The following is a 16,039-nucleotide window of genomic DNA, read 5'->3' on the forward strand; positions in this document are numbered from 1 at the left end:
AGAACAGAAGGCCATCAAATTGGCCCCAATCAGTCCAGCAACGCGACGCTGGTTCACGTTACGTTTTGGCCACGATCACCTGGCCCGACGTGGTTATGAGGGTCCCTGCACGGGAGCGCCGACGGGTGCCGCCACGTCACGCGAGCCGCGGCCGGCGGATCGCGGAAGAACAACAAGGACGGGGCCCGTCCGGAGCATTCTGCTCCGAACGGGCCCCGCCGGGTGTCCCGACGCGCGGGTGAGGTCAGGGCTGGGCGGCCGTGACGTACACGTGCGCGTAGCTGTTGTCCTTCGCGGTCTTCCTGACGGTGATCGAGACGCCGTAGCCCACGCCCTGGTCACCCGGGTTGCCGGTGCCCAGCACGATCGCCCCGCCGCCCAGGGTGACGCCGTAGAACGAGGTCGCCGGCGTACCGTCCGGGTTCACGACCCGGGTGGTGTACCTCGCGTTGCCGCGCGACGGCAGGACCACCGAGGCGTCGCTGTCCCGGGCGAACGCCGAGCCGTTGCGGATCTCGATGCCCGGGTACCAGCCCTTGGCGTCGGTGAAGGTCGGCACCGCCGGCTGCGCCGGGAAGCTGGTGCAGTACTCGCTGTACGGCTCGCCCGCGGCCTCGAGGCACTCCTTGAACGGGTACGTCGGCGTGAGGCCGAACGCGGCATTGGCCGACTGCGGACGGCTGGGCAGGTTGTCCAGCGCCGACGGGTCCTTCACGGCCGCCTCACCCTGCCGCCGGTACGGGTCGAAGTGCGAGTCCACGATCAGCAGGCCGCCCTTGGCACCGTAGCTCGGCAGCGCGGTGAGCTGCGCGGTCACGTGGTTGACGTCGCCCAGCATCGTGTCCCGGTACCAGACCAGCATGCCCGGGGCGTTGTACGCGATCTTGTCGACCTTCCACGCCTCGTGCGAGTAGACCGTGTCGTAGGCGTACTTCAGGCCCTTGTCGAAGCCGTCGAAGTTGCGCCACTCGGCCAGGTAGTAGTGCGCCTTGACCTGGGTGCCCCCGTCGGTGTGCCAGCCGGCACCCGTGGTGTCGGTCCAGGTGCCGCCCGTCTTGGTCCAGCCGTTCGCGCCGCTCTCGGCGTCGTCGCTCCAGGTGGTGGCGCCGCCGCCGGTGACCGAGAGGTCGTCGGTGAACCAGCCGCGCTCCACGAAGGCGGCGTCGGTGACGTAGCGGAGCCGGAGCTGGATGTTCTGCCCGGCGTACGCCGACAGGTCGACGTAGTCGTGCCGCCAGCCGTGGGTGTCACCGGTCAGGCCGTACTTCTTGCCGCCGTAGTCGCCCATCCGGCCGTTCGGGTCGCCGTACCCGTCATTGGTGGTGACCAGCGCACCATTGGCGTCGTAGACCTTCTGCTCGGCCCAGGTGGCGCCGCCGTCGGTGGAGACCTCGACGAAGCCGTAGTCCCAGTCCGCCTCGATGACGTAGTTGTTCCACATCCAGAACTTCGCGTCGGCGGCCGCCGGCACGCTGACCTGGCGGGACAGCTTGACGTCGGCCCAGTCCTGGTCGGCGCCGCTGTACCACATGTTCGCGCCGCTGTGCGGCGTGGCCAGCGTGATCACCTTGTCCGGCAGGTTGACTTTGAGGCCGTCCTTGCTGCCCAGGGGCGTCTGCGAGGTCTGCCCGAGCTTGACGTCCTGCGGCGCGGCACCCGGGTTGATCTCCAGCGGGTCGGCCCAGCCGAGCACCCACTTGTCCCAGAGGCCCATGTGGCTCGGAAGCGCCTGGAAGATCTCGCCGCTGTGCGAGCCGGACGCCATCAGGTCCCAGAAGTCGACGTCCGAGTCGGCGTTGCCCGAGGTGTCGTAGAGGTCCGGCAGACCGAGGTCGTGACCGAACTCGTGGGCGAAGACGCCGAGCCCGGCGTCCTCCGGCTGCACGATGTAGTTCGACACCCGCAGGTTGGTGCCGGGAATGGCGTAACCACCGGCCACTGCGGAGGAGTGCGCCCAGACCGCGTACACGCCCTGGTCGCCGCCGCCGCGGGACTTGCCCTGGCCGGCGTGCACCAGCACCAGGTGGTCGATCACGCCGTCCGGCTCGTTGTAGTTGCCGTCGCCGTCCCGGTCGCCCTGGTCCTCGATGTCGTAGTCGGCCCAGGGGAAGTTCGGGTCCATCGCGGCCAGCGCGTCGATCGCGTCGGTGGCCAGCCGGCCCGCGCCGATCGGGTTGTTCGGGTGGCCGTTCATCGACTGCTCCCGGCCGGCGACCCAGTTGCCGTTCTCGTCACGGGTGCAGCGGGAGGCGGCGTACCAGGCCTCCGAGTGCGGCACGGTGATCCACGGGCTGGCCTGCCCGTCCACCGTGTACGCGCCCTTGGACATCTCCAGGTACATGTTGTGCATGGTCCGGCCGGCCAGGCTGATGCCCGGCTGGCCGTCCGGCCCGGTCAGGTCCGGGCGGACCCGCTCCGTGATGCCCGTCTTGCTGTAGAGCATCTTGTCGTAGTGGGCCGGGGAGAAGTCCGGCACCCACATCGAGTTGTTGTCCTCGTGCGGGAGCGTCGCCGGGTTGGCGATGTTGTTGTGCTTCGGCCCGTTCTGCACCGTGCCGGGAACGCAGGTGCGGTCCTCGAACACCGTCTTCGGGACCATGACGTTGGTGAAGTCGTCGTTGGCCTGGTCGTTGAACTCCACCAGCAGGGTCAGCAGCTTGGCGGTCTGCGTGCTCGGAGCCTGCTTGATCCTCTTCGGGCTCTTCTTCGTCTTGATCGCCTTGGCCTCGAGCTTGGCCAGCTCCCGTGCCGCGACCGGGTTGCCCCCGGCGTACTTCCGGTCGTACGCCCGGGCCTCGTCCGCAGCCGAGACGTAGATCCCGTCCGCGCCCTTGACCTCCTTGCCGCCGGTGTCCGGCTGCACCTCGGGCTCGGCGTAGTTGATGTAGTACTCGTCCGCGCCGATGGCGGCGGCGGGACTGGTCGTCTCGGCCGACGCGGTGCCGGTCACGGTCAGTGACGCGGCCGCGAGGGCGATGGCGGGCAGCGCGACGAGTATGCGTCGGCGTGACCCGCGTGGGGGATTCGTGTGCATGCCGCTCCGTTCTCGGGCATGGGAAAGAAACCGTCCGGTCGTCCGTCGTAACGACGCCTGTCGAACCGGCCGATGCGGCTGAACCTAAAGGAGAACTTTCGCCTCCGACAGGGGCAGGCGTTCCCTGTGTCCGTTCAGGCCGGTCCCGCCTCCCCCGACCGTCTGACACGCGCCGGTCACCGTCCGTCCGCGTACCCGGAAAAAGAGCGGTGGGTGACGGTCCGCGCGGACCGCCACCCACCGGGGGGTACGCCTGCCGTCAGTCCTCGTCGGACTTGCCGCCCGACATGCCGGAGGAGATCAGGTCCATCACCGAGGAGTCCTGGAGCGTGGTGACGTCGCCCAGCGACCGGTTCTCCGCCACGTCCCGCAGCAGCCGGCGCATGATCTTGCCCGAGCGGGTCTTCGGCAGCTCCGGCACCAGCATGATCTGCCGGGGCTTGGCGATCGGCCCGAGCGTCCGCGCGACGTGGTTGCGCAGGTCGGCGATGAGCTTCTCGCCCGCCTCGCCGGCCGTGTCCACGTTGCCGCGGGGGATGGTGAACGCGACGATCGCCTGCCCGGTGGTCGGGTCGGTGGCGCCCACCACCGCCGCCTCCGCCACCGACGGGTGGCTGACCAGCGCCGACTCCACCTCCGTCGTGGAGATGTTGTGCCCGGACACCAGCATCACGTCGTCGACCCGGCCGAGCAGCCAGATGTGCCCGTCGTCGTCCTTCTTCGCCCCGTCGCCCGCGAAGTACATCCCCTCGAACCGCGACCAGTACGTCTCGATGAACCGGTTGTCGTCGCCCCAGATGGTGCGCAGCATCGACGGCCACGGCTCACGCAGCACCAGGTAGCCGCCACCGCCGTTGGGCACCGACTGCCCCTGGTCGTCCACCACGTCGGCGACGATGCCCGGCAGCGGAGTCATCGCCGAGCCCGGCTTGGCCTCCGTGACGCCGGGCAGCGGCGAGATCATGACCGCGCCGGTCTCGGTCTGCCACCAGGTGTCCACGATCGGCAGCCGGCCCCGGCCGACGTGCTGGCGGTACCAGATCCACGCCTCCGGGTTGATCGGCTCGCCGACGCTGCCCAGCAGCCGCAGCGAGGACAGGTCGTACCCGGCCGGAATGTCCTCGCCCCACTTCATCATGGTGCGGATCAGCGTCGGCGCGGTGTACAGGATGCTCACCCTGTATTTGTCGACGATCTCCCAGAACCGACCCTTGTGCGGGGTGTCCGGGGTGCCCTCGTACATCACCTGGGTGGCACCGTTGGAGAGCGGGCCGTACACGATGTAGGAGTGGCCGGTCACCCAGCCGATGTCGGCGGTGCACCAGTAGACGTCGGTCTCCGGCTTCAGGTCGAAGACGGCGTGCGTGGTGTACGACGTCTGGGTCAGGTAGCCGCCGGTGGTGTGCAGGATGCCCTTCGGCCGGGCCGTGGTGCCGCTGGTGTAGAGGATGAACAGCGGGTGCTCGGCGTCGAACGGCTGGGCCGCGTGCTCGGTCGACGCCTGCTCCACCGTCTCGTGCCACCAGCGGTCCTTGGCCGACCAGGCCACCTCCTCGCCGGTGCGGCGCACGACCAGCACGTGCTCCACCGACGGGCAGTTCGCCACCGCCTCGTCCACGGTCGGCTTCAACGCGGACGGCTTGCCCCGCCGGTAGCCACCGTCGGCGGTGATGACCACCTTGGCGGCGGCGTCCTGGATCCGGTTGGTCAGCGCGTCGGCGGAGAAGCCGCCGAACACCACGCTGTGGGTGGCGCCGATCCGGGCGCAGGCCAGCATGGCCACCGCCGCCTCCGGGACCATCGGCAGGTAGATCGCCACCCGATCGCCCGCCGTCACACCCAGCTCGGTCAGCGCGTTCGCGGCCTGGCAGGTGAGCCGGTGCAGGTCCGCGTACGTCAGGGTGCGGGTGTCGCCCGGCTCGCCCTCCCAGTGGATGGCCACCCGGTCGCCCCGGCCCGCCTCGACGTGCCGGTCCAGGCAGTTGTACGCCACGTTGAGCTGCCCGCCGACGAACCACCTCGCGAACGGCGGGTTCGACCAGTCGAGCACCTCGTCCCACTGCCGGGCCCAGGTCAGCCGGCCCGCCTGCTTCGCCCAGAAGCCGAGCCGGTCCGCCGCTGCCTCCGCGTACGCGTCGGCCTTGACGTTGGCGTTCGCGGCGAGTGCGGCCGGGGGCGGGAACTGCCGGGTCTCGTTCAGCAGATTGGCCAGTGCCTCGCTCATGCCGTGACTCCTCGTCGCTTTCGTGACCCGCGTCTCCTACCCCCGCAGAGGGTAGCCGTGCCGGCTACACCCCCGCGACACCTCCCGGAGTCCGCCCGCGCCGAGCGGCCCCCACCGCGCGCCGAGCTGTAGGAAAGGGCCCCTGGCAACGCCTGCGGAAGAGAAGGACACCCCTCTCACGGCGTCGCGAGCAGCGCGTGGGCGGCCCGCGTCGCGTCACCGGCGGCTGCCGCGCCGGAGCGCGTCGCGAGCAGCGCGTGGGCGGCCCGCGTCGCGTCACCGGCGGCTGCCGCGCCGGAGCGCCGCGTAAGTCGATAGCGTGCTCGGGTGACCACCGACCCGCTCGCCCCGCTGCTCACGCTCGCCGACATCGCCCCCGCCGTCGAGCGGGCCCGCGACCGGGCCGACGAGGCGATGCGGCACCGCGCGCTGCGCCGGCACGGTGGCCAGGTCGCGGCCGAGGTCAGCCTCCGGTCCGCGGTGGCCAGCGCCGCCCTGGAGGGGTACGCCCACGAGCGCGAGGCCGTGCGGGCCGGCACGGTCACCGACCCGGTGCTCCAGGGGGCGCTGCGGGTGGCCGGGGCGCTGCCCGGGCTGGCCGACCGCTGGCGGCAGGCGCCCCGGCAGGTCCTCGCCCGACTGCACGTGCTCGCCGCGCGGGGCGTCGTACCCGAGGAGGAGCTGGGGCGGCCGGTGGCCGACCCGGCGGTCGGCGCGCGGCTGGACGGGCTGGCCGGCCTGGTCGCCGGCGGCACGAAGGTCTCCCCGCTGGTGCTCGCCGCCGTGGTGCACGGCGAGCTGCTGGCACTGCGGCCGTTCGCCGGGCCGTCCGGGGTGGTGGCCCGGGGGGCAGCCCGGCTCGTGCTGATCTCCACCGGGTTCGACCCGCGCGGCCTGATCGGCGTCGACGTCGGCCACCGCGAGCGGGAGCCCGAGTACGTCGGCTCGGCCGGCGCGTTCGCCACCGGCACCCCGGACGGCCTCCGCTCCTGGCTACGGCACTACATGGCGTCCGTGGAACTCGCCGCCGATCAGCTCACCGCCGTCGGCGACGAGATCCTCGCCGCCGGGTAGCGGGCCGGCCCCGGCCCGGCGAGAGGCGGCTCAGGAGGAGGCGGTCGTGGCGCGGGTGCGGCGGTGGCGGCCGTACCAGGCGATGCCGATGGCCACGCCCACGCCCACCCCCAGGGCCGCGGCGGCGACCGGGACGGCGGGGCGCTCCCGCAGCCGGCGGCCCAGCGGGATCGGGTGCCGGAACTCGAGGACCGGCCAGGCGTTCTCGCTCGCCAGCTTGCGCAGCGCCCGGTCGGGGTTGACGGCGGTCGGGTGGCCGACGCACTCCAGCAGGGGCCGGTCGCTGACCGAGTCCGAGTACGCGTACGAGTCGGCGAGGTCGTAGTCGCGCAGCTTGGCCAGCTCGTTGACCGCCTCGACCTTGCTCGGGCCGGCGGCGTAGAACTCCACCTCGCCGCTGTAGCGGCCGTCCGCCACCGCCATCCGGGTGGCGATCACGTCGGTCACCCCGAGGAGCTCGCCGATCGGCCGGACCATCTCCTCGCCGGACGCGGAGACCAGCACGACGTCCCGGCCGGCGGCCTGGTGCTCCTCGATCAGGGCCGCCGCCTCGGCGTACACGTAGGGGTTGATCAACTCGTGCAGTGTCTCCGCGACGATCTGGCGGACCTGCTCCACCTTCCAGCCCTTACAGAGCGTGGCGAGATAGTCCCTGGTCTTGGCCATGGTCTGCTCGTCGGTGCCGCCCAGCCGGAACATCAGCTGCGCGTACGCGGACTTCACCACGTCCCGCCGCGTGATCAGCCCATCCCGGTAGAACGGCCGACCAAACGCCAAGGCACTCGACTTGGCGATGACGGTCTTGTCCAGATCGAAGAAAGCGGCACTTCGGCCCACGGCGCGAAAGTCTAGCCCGATGGTCTATGGTCGGCGGGTGCCTGGGGTGGGGGACTCCGGCCCGGGTTCTGGGGTGACCCCTATCCTCCCCTGCCCTGAGTGGCGGCGATCACACTCTCTGAGTATCGATTCGCGCGGAGTGGGGGCGGCGGTACTCGACGTATACGGGTCCGCTCAGGCATGCTTGTGCTTACGACGAGTATTCATGTGTCGGACAACAGCAGACTCTCGGCGGTTGCACCCCCCGTGACCGCTGAGTCGGTTCGGCTCAACCCCCCCGGAGCCGAACCCCGACGACCCCCGTCTCCCCCCGACGGGGGTCGTCCCTTTGCCTGCTGAACGCTTCGCCGCAAGTCACAGGCCCTCCTCGTCCTCGTCCAAGGCGCTCTCCGAGGGTGTTTCCTCGTCCGGAGGCAGCAGAGAGGCAGCAGAGATGTCGAAGGCAGCCAGGACGCGGGCGGCGTAGTCGTCCGGGGTGTGCGTGTAACGGTTCAGCGTCGTTGACGCCTGCTCGTGCCCCATGACCCGCTGCACCAGGTTGACCGGGACGCCGTCGGTGACGAGCCAGGTGGCGTAGGCGTGCCGCAGGTCGTGGAACCGCATCCCGTCGGCAGCCTTGGCCGCCACATAGGCGACCGCCTCCCGCTCGGTGGTGAACTCCGCCGACCACTCGACGCCCTCCCGATCAGGCCAGACCGCGCGGTACCGATGCGGGCCGGTGTTGACGACCTGGCCGAGCAGGCCGGCGCGGACCAGCGAGGGCAGCCAGACCCGCCGACGGAAGTTGGACCGGCGAAGCGGGCGCCCAACTCGGTCGCGGAACACGAGGGTTCGCGGGTCCGGGTCGCCGGCCGCGGTGAGCAGCTGGCGAAGCGCGGCCACCAGGAAATCAGGCAGTGGCACCGTTCGGACGCCGGCACGGCTCTTCGGGTACGGACGGAGCAGGATGCCGCCGTGGGTCTCTTCGGCGACCTGGACCACGCGCAGCAAGGCCCGGTCGAGGTCGACCGATGACCAGGTGAGCCCGGCGCACTCACCCCACCGCAGGCCCGCACCGGCAGCGGCGCAAACGATCGCCCGATGGCGGGGCGGTACGGCCGGGAGCAGCTTGCCGAAGAAGTCCTCCCGGCTGATCGTGACCGGCTTGACGTCCCGCGATCGGTCCCGAGGGAGCCTCACACCCTCCGCCGGGTTGGTGGCGATCAGCCGCGCCTGAACGGCCGTGCGGAGGATCATCGACAGCAGCTGGTAGCACTTGGCGACGGTGGTGGGAGCGAGTTGCCGGCTCAGGCCCGTCACCCACTCCTGTACCGACATGAAGTCGACCTTCCCGAGCGGCCAGTCACCCCATTTCGGCAGGAGATGGGCCCGGAGCATGGACACCGTCCGTTCGGTGGTGCGTGCCTCGACAGTCCGGGTCGCTAGCCACTGCTGGGCGAAGTCACCGAACCGGGTCCGGCCGGCGTGCGGGTTGACGTAGGTGCCCCGGTTGAGGGTGCCCTCGACATCCGCGAGGAAGGCATTGGCCTCCCGCTTGGTGCGGAAGCTCTTCGACTTCTGCTTGCCGGCAGGGTCGCGCCAGCAGGCGCGGAAGGTGCCGGCCGGAGTCTTGCGGACGAATCCCATCAGCGCCTCCGTCCGTGGTCGGTGCCGGTGGCGGCCGGTTCGGCGATGCCGTCCAGCCAGGCATGGAAGCGGGCGCGGGGGATCAGCCAGCGGCCACCGAGGCGGGTCGCCGGGATGGTGCCGTCGCGGACGAGGGCGTAGGTGCTCCCGAGCGAGATGCCGAGCAGCTTGGCGACCTCCTGGACGGTGTAGGTGACGGGCTCGATGACGCTTCCGGTGGCACGCGGTACGAGCCGGACGACGGGGTTGCTGCGAGCGGTGGCGCTCATGAGAGGTGACCTCCTCAGGTCGGATCAGGCGGCAGCCGGCGCGGTGCCGGCCGGGGTGGTGGCGTGTTCGTGGGCGAGTTCTTCGCGGCCGGTGGTTCGTCGTTCGCGGGCCATGGCGGCGGCGGTGTTGGCGAGGAGTGCGTCGCCGGTGGTGTGCCAGCCGACGCCGGCGAAGGTGAGGGTGCCGACGATGAGCGTGGTTACCTCGTCGCGCTGCTCGGCGGGTGGGCCGGCGGCGGTGGGGTGCTCGTGGGCGTGGTCCTCGTGCCTGCGGTACGCGATGCGGGTGTCGCGTAGGAGTTGGAACGTGACCGAGTAGCGGCGGCCTTTGGTGAGGAAGTGGCCGCCGTAGCCGAGCATGTGAGCCCAGCGGCGTAGCCGGGCGTACGGGTTGGCCGTCGCCGGTTTCGTCGGTTCGGTGTCAAGGGCGGCTTGACGCTCGGCGACGCAGACGGGGCAGGAGGCGTAGCGGGTGTGGGTGCCGCAATCGGGGCACTCCCAGCGATCGACGAAGCCGGGCGTGGGTCGCGGGTCGCGGGGCCGCTCGGACAGCGGGACGGGTGTGCCGGTGGGTCGTCCGATGCGCCAGCAGGCGTCGATGAGGCGGGCGGTGTGGTCGCCGTCGGGGTCGGCGTAGTCGCCGATGGTGTCCGCAGTCAGGCGGGTGGAGGTGTGCCCGGTGGCCTCGGTGCTTTTGGTGGCGTACTTGGCAAGGTAGCCGGCGACCATGCCATCGGTGACCTCGCCGCTGCCGTCGGTGGCGATGGGTTCGAGGTCGACCTGCTCTCCCCAGGCGATCGGCCACCCGTCGGGCCGGTCGGGGTGGTTCGGGGTGTGGAACGCGATCTGGGCGGCGGCGTGGCGGAGCGCGTCGACGAGGTCGGCGACGGTGAACCCGGCCGGTGGGGGGACGACGGCGTCGGGGTTGTCGGGGTTGACGCCGTCGAGGCGGGCGATGGCGTGGAAGTGGACCGCTCCCCGTGCTTGGAGTTCGGCGACCTTTCCGGGTGACAGCCGGACCGGGGGGACCTTGCGGGTCTTGCCGGAGGCGGTGACGATCTCGACGCGGGGGATGCCGCGGCGGCGGGCGAGTTTGGCGAGCCAGCGTTCCGCGGCTTGCTTGGTGCGGTGCCAGAGTTCGCCGGAGAACAGGTTCCACACGACCTGGTGGTCGTGGTCGTAGCAGTCCAGGCACAACGGCCGGCCGAGCACCGCGTCACCCTGCTCGTGCCTTGCCCAGCAGACAGCGGGCCGGCCGTGGGGGCAGAGGCCGGCGGTCGGGTCGGTGGCGCGGCGGGCGTGGCACGGCTCGGCGCGGCAGTCGCAGCGCTTCCGATTGGCGCAGGTGTGCCGCTTGACCACCCGGGCGTGGACCGGCCCGAACGACGGTGCGGTGAACGTGGCGAACACGGCCGGATGCTCGGCGACCGACTCCGGTACGCCCTTGCCGCCGACGAGGCCGGCACGTAGGAGTTGGAACGCGTCGCGCTGGTAGGTCTGCGCGCAGGACGGGCAGACGGTGGCCCGGCGGTTGCCGCAGGCGGTGTAGATGACCGAGTCCGGCATCCCGTCGGTGTGCCGCTCACCGAGCACGCGGCCGGTGGCCGGGTCGACGGTGAGCAGTTGCCCGGCCAGCCGGATCGGGCGAGTGCAGCCGCCGGCGGCCCGGACGTGCTCGATCCAGCCGAAGTAGTCGGGTTGGGTGGCGCGTTCGAAGGCGGAGCCGGCGGCGGTGTAGGCGTAGACGGGTGGGATGGTGTCGGCGTTCGAGCCCACACCCCGGGCCGAAGTCCGGGGTGTGAGGTCCAGCGTCGACGCCATCAAGCCGCAGCCCCGGTGTGGGTGCGGGTGGTGATGGTGCGTTCGGTGACGATGATCCGGCAGGCGCCGCACTGGCGCGTGGCCGGCTCGTGCCGGTGGCACGGGATCTGGACGGTCTGTCCGCCGCAGCGGACGGTGACCGGTGTCCGGCAAGGCCCGCCGGGGATGACGTCGACGAGGATGCGGCGGGTGTCGTAGGGGTGCGGCTCAGGTTCGCCGGGGCAGGTGTGCAGGATGTGCACGACGTCGACGGCGTGGATGGTCATCGGGCACCACCGCCGATGGTGGTGAGGAGGTGGCCGGCGGCGGCCGGGGTGATGTCGAGCCGGTCGGCCAGCTCGACCGGCGTGATCGGTGTTCCGGTGGATTGTTCGTGCTGCACGGCGGCGAAGCGGGCCATGGGCAGCAGGTGGGTGGGGACGTCGACCGGCTCGACGGCCGGCACGGTGACGGGCTCCGGCTCGACGACCGGCACGGGGGCCGGGGTCGGGGCCGGTTCGGGGGCGTGGGTGATGGCGGCCGACGGTGCCGGCTCGGTGACCTGTTCGGCCACCTGGACGCGGATCGGCTCGACCGGCTCGGCGGCCGGCGTCGTGTCCTCGGTGGCAGCGGGTGCCGGGGCGAGGACGAGCTTCACCAGGGCCATGAACGCGAGGGCGGGCACGGCCGAAAGCAGCCATCCGGACGGGCCGGGTTTGGCGACGGCGAGTTGTGCGGCGAGGGAGAGGCCGGCGGCGGCGATGAGCAGGAACAGCGGGTAGCCGATGGGTGCGCCGTTGCGGCGGCGTCGGCGGATCGTCAAGAGTGCGGCGATGGGGACGAGTTCGGAGATGACCGCGTTGGCCCAGCCGAACCACTCCCCGGTGCCCGTGGGGGAGTTGGCGAGGGTCCAGTCCTTGACGTGGGTGAAGGAGGCGGCTCCGGCAAAGCCGGCGACGGTGAGCAGGATGAGGACCAGGACGACGCCCTCGGTCCGGGTGCCCCGGGTGGTGTGGTTAGCGCGGGTCACGGCCGCTCACCTCCCGGCCGGTGGTGGTGTCGGTGCGCTGCTCAGCGAGCAGACCGACCAGGCCACCCCGGATCGCGTTGCAGGTGGGGCAGTTGTCGCCGGCGGCGACGGTGCAGTCGGTGAGGTGGGCGCGGTGAATGAGGCGGATCGACTCGGCGTAGTAGCCGGCGAGGAACGCGTGAAAGGCCAGCCGGCCATCGTCGGCGAAGTCACCGGCGACGGTGGTGACGACATAGTCGTCGGGAGCCATCCGCTGCTCGGCGGCGGCGTTCGTGGCGTGGGTGGTCATGGGGTACCTCCGTGGCAGTCGAGGCAGCAGCCGTAGCGGCGGGGGATGTAGTAGGGCTGGACGAGGCCGCAGACACCGCAGGTGCGGCGCGCGCGCAGGGCCTTGTTGATGGCCTCCCGCTGGGCCGGCGTAGCGACCCGTTTGGGTGCGGCGAGGTCGAGGCGGTAGAGGTAGGCGACGCGCTTGCCGCGCCGCCAGGTGATCTGGGCGACCGGGTCGTGTCCGCCCGGGCGGAGGCCGGCGGCGCGGAGTTGGCGGCGGGTGGCCAGGCCGTTAGGTGCCATCCGGTAGGCGAAGGTCGGGAACCCGGCCGGGTTGGTGGTGGTCATGCGTGGCCTCCCCAGCGCTGCTGGGCGGCTTGACGGCTGATGCCGAGGCGGGAGCCGATTTCGGCCCAGGAGTAGCCGAAGGCCCGCAGGCCGATCACGGCTTGACCGACGGCGTCGTCGATGGCTGACGACAGGGCGACGAGGTCGCGGAGGGCTTCGACGTCGCCGGTGGCGACGCGGCGGCCGTGGGCGCGGATGATGCGCCGGGCGAAGGCGGCGAACTCGTCGTTCTCGACGACCTCCCGACGACGCTGCGCGGGGCGGATTGGCGTCAAGGTCTTCTTGACGGTGCTCATCAGTTCTCGCCTCCCTCGGTGTGGAGGCGGTCCCACTCGTCAGCGGCGTTCTCAAGGGCCGTGATGACCTGCTCGGCGGTGCGGCCGGGGTCGTCGTTCCACGAGAAGGGGGAGGTGTGTTCGTCGATGAGGAAGCCGTCCTCGTCGATGGCGCAGATGGGCTCGTGGTCGTCGAGGTAGGCGGTGAAGACACCGACGGTCTGACGGAAGACGACCTGGGTGTCGAAGTCGAGGCCGTAGAAGTGGTCGGCGCGGCGGCCGGCGCAGGCCATGCCAATGGCCCCGACGGCGCAGGCCTGCGGGGTCGGGGTGTCGGTGGTGTTGGCGTAGTAGGTGCCCTGGTGCCAGCCGTGCCGGCGCAGGTAGAGGGCAGCCATCCGGAACAGGTCAGCGGTAGTGACCGTTCCGGTGGTGGGCGGATTCTGGGTAGCCTTCACGGCAACCACGTCCTTTCGAGGGCGGTTGGTGGAGGTCGGCGGAACCGGTCTGCTTTCCACGGCGTGAGCCGGTTCCGTCGACTGCTATCGGGTCCGTAGCCGCAGGTAGCGGCGGTGGCGGGTGTCGTCGCCGCCCATCGGGGTCGGCGCGGAGACGAAGACAAGTCGGCCAGTGCGGTTGGCGGCGTCGATCATCACGGCCAGGTCCTCGGCCGGGCCGGCGATCCACAGTTCGGTGAACTGGGCGGCCCGCCGGTTGTTCGCGCGGGCGTGGGCGCGTTCGCGGGTGGTCATGCCGCGATCCCCCAATCCAGCCGAGAACCGGCCGTGGCGGATAAGCGGGTGGGGCGACGGACCCAGGCCGCGTAGTCGGCAATGCCGGCGATCTGGACGTCAGACAGGTACGCCACCTTGATGCGGCGAGGAACGCCGCCCTCAGCAATGAGGTAGGCGGCACCTTGGTTGGTGGGCTGGATGTCGGTGGCCGAATAGCCCTGCTCGGCCCAGCCGTGGCCGAGGACGATGTTCGAGCTGTTGGGGGTGGTGCAGCGGAACGCGGCCCGGTAGCCGAACAGGTCCCGCAGGCTGGTGGGGATGATGTCGAACGACGGCCGCTGAGTCGCGGCGACCACCGGGATGCCGGCGGCACGCCCGCGTGCGACCAGGTCGCGCAGGAGGGCGACGAACTCCTCTTGTTCCTGCTTGGTGCCGATGGTGGCGGAGTAGAAGGCGATCTCGTCGACCAGGACGGTGATGACGGAGAGCCCGTCGAGGGCGGTCACTTTGCGGCGCCCGTGGGCGCGCAGCCAGGCGTAGCGGTTGTTCATCACTAGTTGGAGCCGCTTGAGGACATCGAGGGCGGCGGTGATGTCGGGGCCGATGAACGCATCGGCGCAGTCCTCCCACTGCCCCAGCTCGACGAGCTTGCCGTCGAGCAGCACGAGGCGGGAGTCGACGGAGAGAGCGGCGTGGGCAGCGATGGTGTTGAGGAGGCCGGACTTGCCTCCGCCGGGTTCACCGCCGGCGAGGAGGTTGCGGTAGGGAAGGGTGATGTAGACGGGCTGGCCGAACTCGTCGATGCCGACGAACAGGGGGTCGAACATCGACAGGCCAGGCCCCACCGGAACCCCGGCAGACGGGGCAGCAGTCGTGGTGGACATGAGAGTGGCCCTCCTTGGGCTGTTGGTGGGCGCGGAAAGCCACACGAACGAGCCGACAGCGGCTCCCCGCGTCCCTGGGTGGGTTCAGATCCAGTCGGAGACGTCGTCGACGTCCGACGACGTGTCAGCCGCGGGCTTGCTGCCGTTGGCCGACGGAGCGGCCGGCTTCGGCTTCCTCGGCTGCGTCGGAAGGGTGATGGTGGGGGTGTCGACGTCGGGCAGGTCCAGAGCCGTCGGCACGGGGGCCGGCGGTCGCTCGGTTGTCGGGGTGTCGGGGTTGATGACGTCGACCAGCGGGGAGCCGACCTGGGCGGTCAGCACCTCACGGCGCTTGATGTCGAACCGCAGGTACGCGGCGTTGCCGTCGGCGGCACGTTCGACGAGGGCGGTGGAGGCGTGGCAGGCGACCGCGATGCGGTCGAGACGGCCCTCCAGATCACCCGACGACAGGCCGGGGCGTAGGTAGACCCAGACCCGCTCGCCCACGGGGGTGGGCTTGGCCCACAGGATCAGCGGGAGGGTGCCGGACTGGTTGGCGATGATGAACTGCCGGAAACAGGTCCGCAGCCGATGCCTGACGATGAGGCACCAGGTCCAGGCGACGATGGCGCGGCGGGTGACCGGCACAGCGGCCGGAACGCCCACAACCAGGCCGACGATGACAAGGGTGACCGGGGTCGAGGTGTGGTCGGCGACCTGCACCCAGAAGGTGATGGCCCCGGTGGTGATGACGATTTCGGGAAGCCACCACCACAGCAGCCGCAACACCGGCCAGATCCGCACCAGCACCCAGGCGAACGCGCCGGCGGGTACGCCGATCAGGACGCCGACGAACAGGGCGATGATCGGGTGCATGTAGGAAGCGGCCACCACGGCCGACAGAAGGCCGACGATGACCGCCGTGAGGATGAACGCCAGCCGGGCGTTCCGGGCCGAGGAACGGTGAACGCGGGCCTCGATGACCGTCACCGTTCCGTTGCTTCTGCCGCCGAAAGGGCGGCGGGGGCTAGACTTGGACACGACGAGTCCTCCCTTGTGAGGGTGGATGAGTTGGAGGGCACGGGGTCGGCAGATGTAGGAGTCGGACCGACCCCGCGCCAGCTCTTGCGGGGATGCCACCACCACAGGTGGTGACCGGACTGGGAGCGTAGGAGTCGGAACCACTCCCGGACCGTTTCGTTTCGTCAGATCAGCGGACCATCAGGCCGCTACGCGGAGGACACCGCAGGCTTCACACAGCACGCTGTGCGAAGGACTTACTTGGCCGCCGACGTACCAGCCTTCGGCTTCAGCGAGATCGCACGGAACGCGACGCCGTTACGCCCGTTGGTCGCCCACGGAATGGCCTCCAACTGCTCGACCTCGATGAGCTGCCCCACCATCACACTCGGCTTCTCACCCGCCGTGGTGATGGTGATGACCTCACCGCCCGTCTCGTCGAGAACGAAGACCTGGGTCGACCACATGAGCCGGCCCGTTCCCTTCTCCGACCGCTGATTGCCGTTCTGGTCGTTCTTCGGCTCCGGGTCCCTCGACACCGTCACCTGCTTCGCCTTGGTGTCCACGTACAGCTTCACGGATACCTCCGAGGGTCATGAGCGCGTCCCCTATGGACGACTGCTCGGTGCTGAATC

At 70.7% G+C, this 16,039-nt stretch carries 17 protein-coding genes; 1 reads left to right on the top strand and 16 read right to left on the bottom strand.

What is annotated here, in order from left to right; all coding sequences use genetic code 11:
• Positions 1–244 precede the first annotated feature (244 nt).
• Together JD77_RS14185 and acs are read right to left on the bottom strand one after the other, a co-directional pair.
• The gene (locus JD77_RS14185; protein ID WP_145774816.1) at positions 245–3,034 is read right to left on the bottom strand and encodes an immune inhibitor A domain-containing protein; all 2,790 of its coding nucleotides are present in this window, start codon (positions 3,032–3,034) and stop codon (positions 245–247) included.
• A gap of 259 nt (positions 3,035–3,293) precedes the next feature.
• Positions 3,294–5,258 carry an acetate--CoA ligase gene (gene acs, locus JD77_RS14190; RefSeq protein WP_145774817.1) on the bottom strand — a complete coding sequence of 655 codons (1,965 nt, stop codon included), beginning with the start codon at positions 5,256–5,258 and terminating at the stop codon, positions 3,294–3,296.
• A 327-nt stretch (positions 5,259–5,585) separates the two neighbouring features.
• On the opposite strand from acs, the gene JD77_RS14195 reads away from it, so the two are divergent.
• Positions 5,586–6,332 carry a Fic family protein gene (locus tag JD77_RS14195; protein ID WP_145774818.1) on the top strand — a complete coding sequence of 249 codons (747 nt, stop codon included), beginning with the start codon at positions 5,586–5,588 and terminating at the stop codon, positions 6,330–6,332.
• A gap of 30 nt (positions 6,333–6,362) precedes the next feature.
• On the opposite strand, the gene JD77_RS14200 is transcribed toward JD77_RS14195, so the two are convergent.
• From JD77_RS14200 to JD77_RS14265, 14 genes are all read right to left on the bottom strand, one after another.
• Positions 6,363–7,169 carry an HAD family hydrolase gene (locus JD77_RS14200; protein WP_145774819.1) on the bottom strand — a complete coding sequence of 269 codons (807 nt, stop codon included), beginning with the start codon at positions 7,167–7,169 and terminating at the stop codon, positions 6,363–6,365.
• 354 nt (positions 7,170–7,523) lie between these two features.
• On the bottom strand, positions 7,524–8,795 hold the full coding sequence (locus tag JD77_RS14205) for a tyrosine-type recombinase/integrase (RefSeq protein WP_246140658.1): 1,272 nt from the start codon (positions 8,793–8,795) through the stop codon (positions 7,524–7,526).
• Positions 8,795–9,064, bottom strand: a complete 270-nt coding sequence (locus JD77_RS14210) for a helix-turn-helix domain-containing protein (protein ID WP_145774820.1) — start codon at positions 9,062–9,064, stop codon at positions 8,795–8,797. Before JD77_RS14210 ends, JD77_RS14205 begins: the two co-directional genes overlap by 1 nt.
• A 24-nt stretch (positions 9,065–9,088) precedes the next feature.
• The gene (locus tag JD77_RS14215) at positions 9,089–10,885 is read right to left on the bottom strand and encodes a replication initiator (RefSeq protein WP_145774821.1); all 1,797 of its coding nucleotides are present in this window, start codon (positions 10,883–10,885) and stop codon (positions 9,089–9,091) included.
• Positions 10,885–11,151, bottom strand: a complete 267-nt coding sequence (locus JD77_RS14220; RefSeq protein WP_145774822.1) for a hypothetical protein — start codon at positions 11,149–11,151, stop codon at positions 10,885–10,887. Before JD77_RS14220 ends, JD77_RS14215 begins: the two co-directional genes overlap by 1 nt.
• Complete coding sequence (locus JD77_RS14225; RefSeq protein ID WP_145774823.1) at positions 11,148–11,894, bottom strand: hypothetical protein; 747 nt, start codon at positions 11,892–11,894, stop codon at positions 11,148–11,150. The genes JD77_RS14220 and JD77_RS14225 overlap by 4 nt, the downstream gene beginning before the upstream one ends.
• Positions 11,881–12,183, bottom strand: coding sequence for a hypothetical protein (locus JD77_RS14230; protein ID WP_145774824.1), 303 nt, complete (start codon positions 12,181–12,183; stop codon positions 11,881–11,883). Before JD77_RS14230 ends, JD77_RS14225 begins: the two co-directional genes overlap by 14 nt.
• Positions 12,180–12,512 carry an RRQRL motif-containing zinc-binding protein gene (locus JD77_RS14235; protein WP_145774825.1) on the bottom strand — a complete coding sequence of 111 codons (333 nt, stop codon included), beginning with the start codon at positions 12,510–12,512 and terminating at the stop codon, positions 12,180–12,182. Before JD77_RS14235 ends, JD77_RS14230 begins: the two co-directional genes overlap by 4 nt.
• Positions 12,509–12,808 (bottom strand): hypothetical protein, encoded by a 300-nt coding sequence (locus JD77_RS14240; RefSeq protein ID WP_145774826.1) that lies wholly within the window; start codon positions 12,806–12,808, stop codon positions 12,509–12,511. The genes JD77_RS14235 and JD77_RS14240 overlap by 4 nt, the downstream gene beginning before the upstream one ends.
• Positions 12,808–13,245: a DUF6197 family protein gene (locus JD77_RS14245; RefSeq protein WP_145774827.1), complete on the bottom strand. Its 438-nt coding sequence runs from the start codon at positions 13,243–13,245 to the stop codon at positions 12,808–12,810. Before JD77_RS14245 ends, JD77_RS14240 begins: the two co-directional genes overlap by 1 nt.
• 84 nt (positions 13,246–13,329) lie before the next feature.
• Positions 13,330–13,539 (bottom strand): hypothetical protein, encoded by a 210-nt coding sequence (locus JD77_RS14250; protein ID WP_145774828.1) that lies wholly within the window; start codon positions 13,537–13,539, stop codon positions 13,330–13,332.
• Positions 13,536–14,405, bottom strand: a complete 870-nt coding sequence (locus tag JD77_RS14255) for an FtsK/SpoIIIE domain-containing protein (protein ID WP_145774829.1) — start codon at positions 14,403–14,405, stop codon at positions 13,536–13,538. The genes JD77_RS14250 and JD77_RS14255 overlap by 4 nt, the downstream gene beginning before the upstream one ends.
• Positions 14,406–14,489: 84 nt before the next feature.
• Complete coding sequence (locus JD77_RS14260) at positions 14,490–15,374, bottom strand: hypothetical protein (RefSeq protein ID WP_145774830.1); 885 nt, start codon at positions 15,372–15,374, stop codon at positions 14,490–14,492.
• A 287-nt stretch (positions 15,375–15,661) separates the two neighbouring features.
• Positions 15,662–15,982 (bottom strand): hypothetical protein, encoded by a 321-nt coding sequence (locus JD77_RS14265; protein ID WP_145774831.1) that lies wholly within the window; start codon positions 15,980–15,982, stop codon positions 15,662–15,664.
• Positions 15,983–16,039: the final 57 nt, after the last annotated feature.

Origin of the sequence: Micromonospora olivasterospora, assembly GCF_007830265.1 — a bacterium.
Classification (GTDB): domain Bacteria; phylum Actinomycetota; class Actinomycetes; order Mycobacteriales; family Micromonosporaceae; genus Micromonospora; species Micromonospora olivasterospora.

Excerpts from the sequence above, each read along its gene's own strand:
- JD77_RS14240 (WP_145774826.1), bottom strand. The coding sequence starts at position 12,808 with ATGAGCACCGTCAAGAAGACCTTGACGCCAATCCGCCCCGCGCAGCGT.
- JD77_RS14255 (WP_145774829.1), bottom strand. The coding sequence starts at position 14,405 with ATGTCCACCACGACTGCTGCCCCGTCTGCCGGGGTTCCGGTGGGGCCT.
- JD77_RS14215 (WP_145774821.1), bottom strand. The coding sequence starts at position 10,885 with ATGGCGTCGACGCTGGACCTCACACCCCGGACTTCGGCCCGGGGTGTG.
- JD77_RS14220 (WP_145774822.1), bottom strand. The coding sequence starts at position 11,151 with ATGACCATCCACGCCGTCGACGTCGTGCACATCCTGCACACCTGCCCC.
- acs (WP_145774817.1), bottom strand. The coding sequence starts at position 5,258 with ATGAGCGAGGCACTGGCCAATCTGCTGAACGAGACCCGGCAGTTCCCG.
- JD77_RS14250 (WP_145774828.1), bottom strand. The coding sequence starts at position 13,539 with ATGACCACCCGCGAACGCGCCCACGCCCGCGCGAACAACCGGCGGGCC.
- JD77_RS14205 (WP_246140658.1), bottom strand. The coding sequence starts at position 8,795 with ATGGGATTCGTCCGCAAGACTCCGGCCGGCACCTTCCGCGCCTGCTGG.
- JD77_RS14210 (WP_145774820.1), bottom strand. The coding sequence starts at position 9,064 with ATGAGCGCCACCGCTCGCAGCAACCCCGTCGTCCGGCTCGTACCGCGT.
- JD77_RS14230 (WP_145774824.1), bottom strand. The coding sequence starts at position 12,183 with ATGACCACCCACGCCACGAACGCCGCCGCCGAGCAGCGGATGGCTCCC.
- JD77_RS14185 (WP_145774816.1), bottom strand. The coding sequence starts at position 3,034 with ATGCACACGAATCCCCCACGCGGGTCACGCCGACGCATACTCGTCGCG.
- JD77_RS14235 (WP_145774825.1), bottom strand. The coding sequence starts at position 12,512 with ATGACCACCACCAACCCGGCCGGGTTCCCGACCTTCGCCTACCGGATG.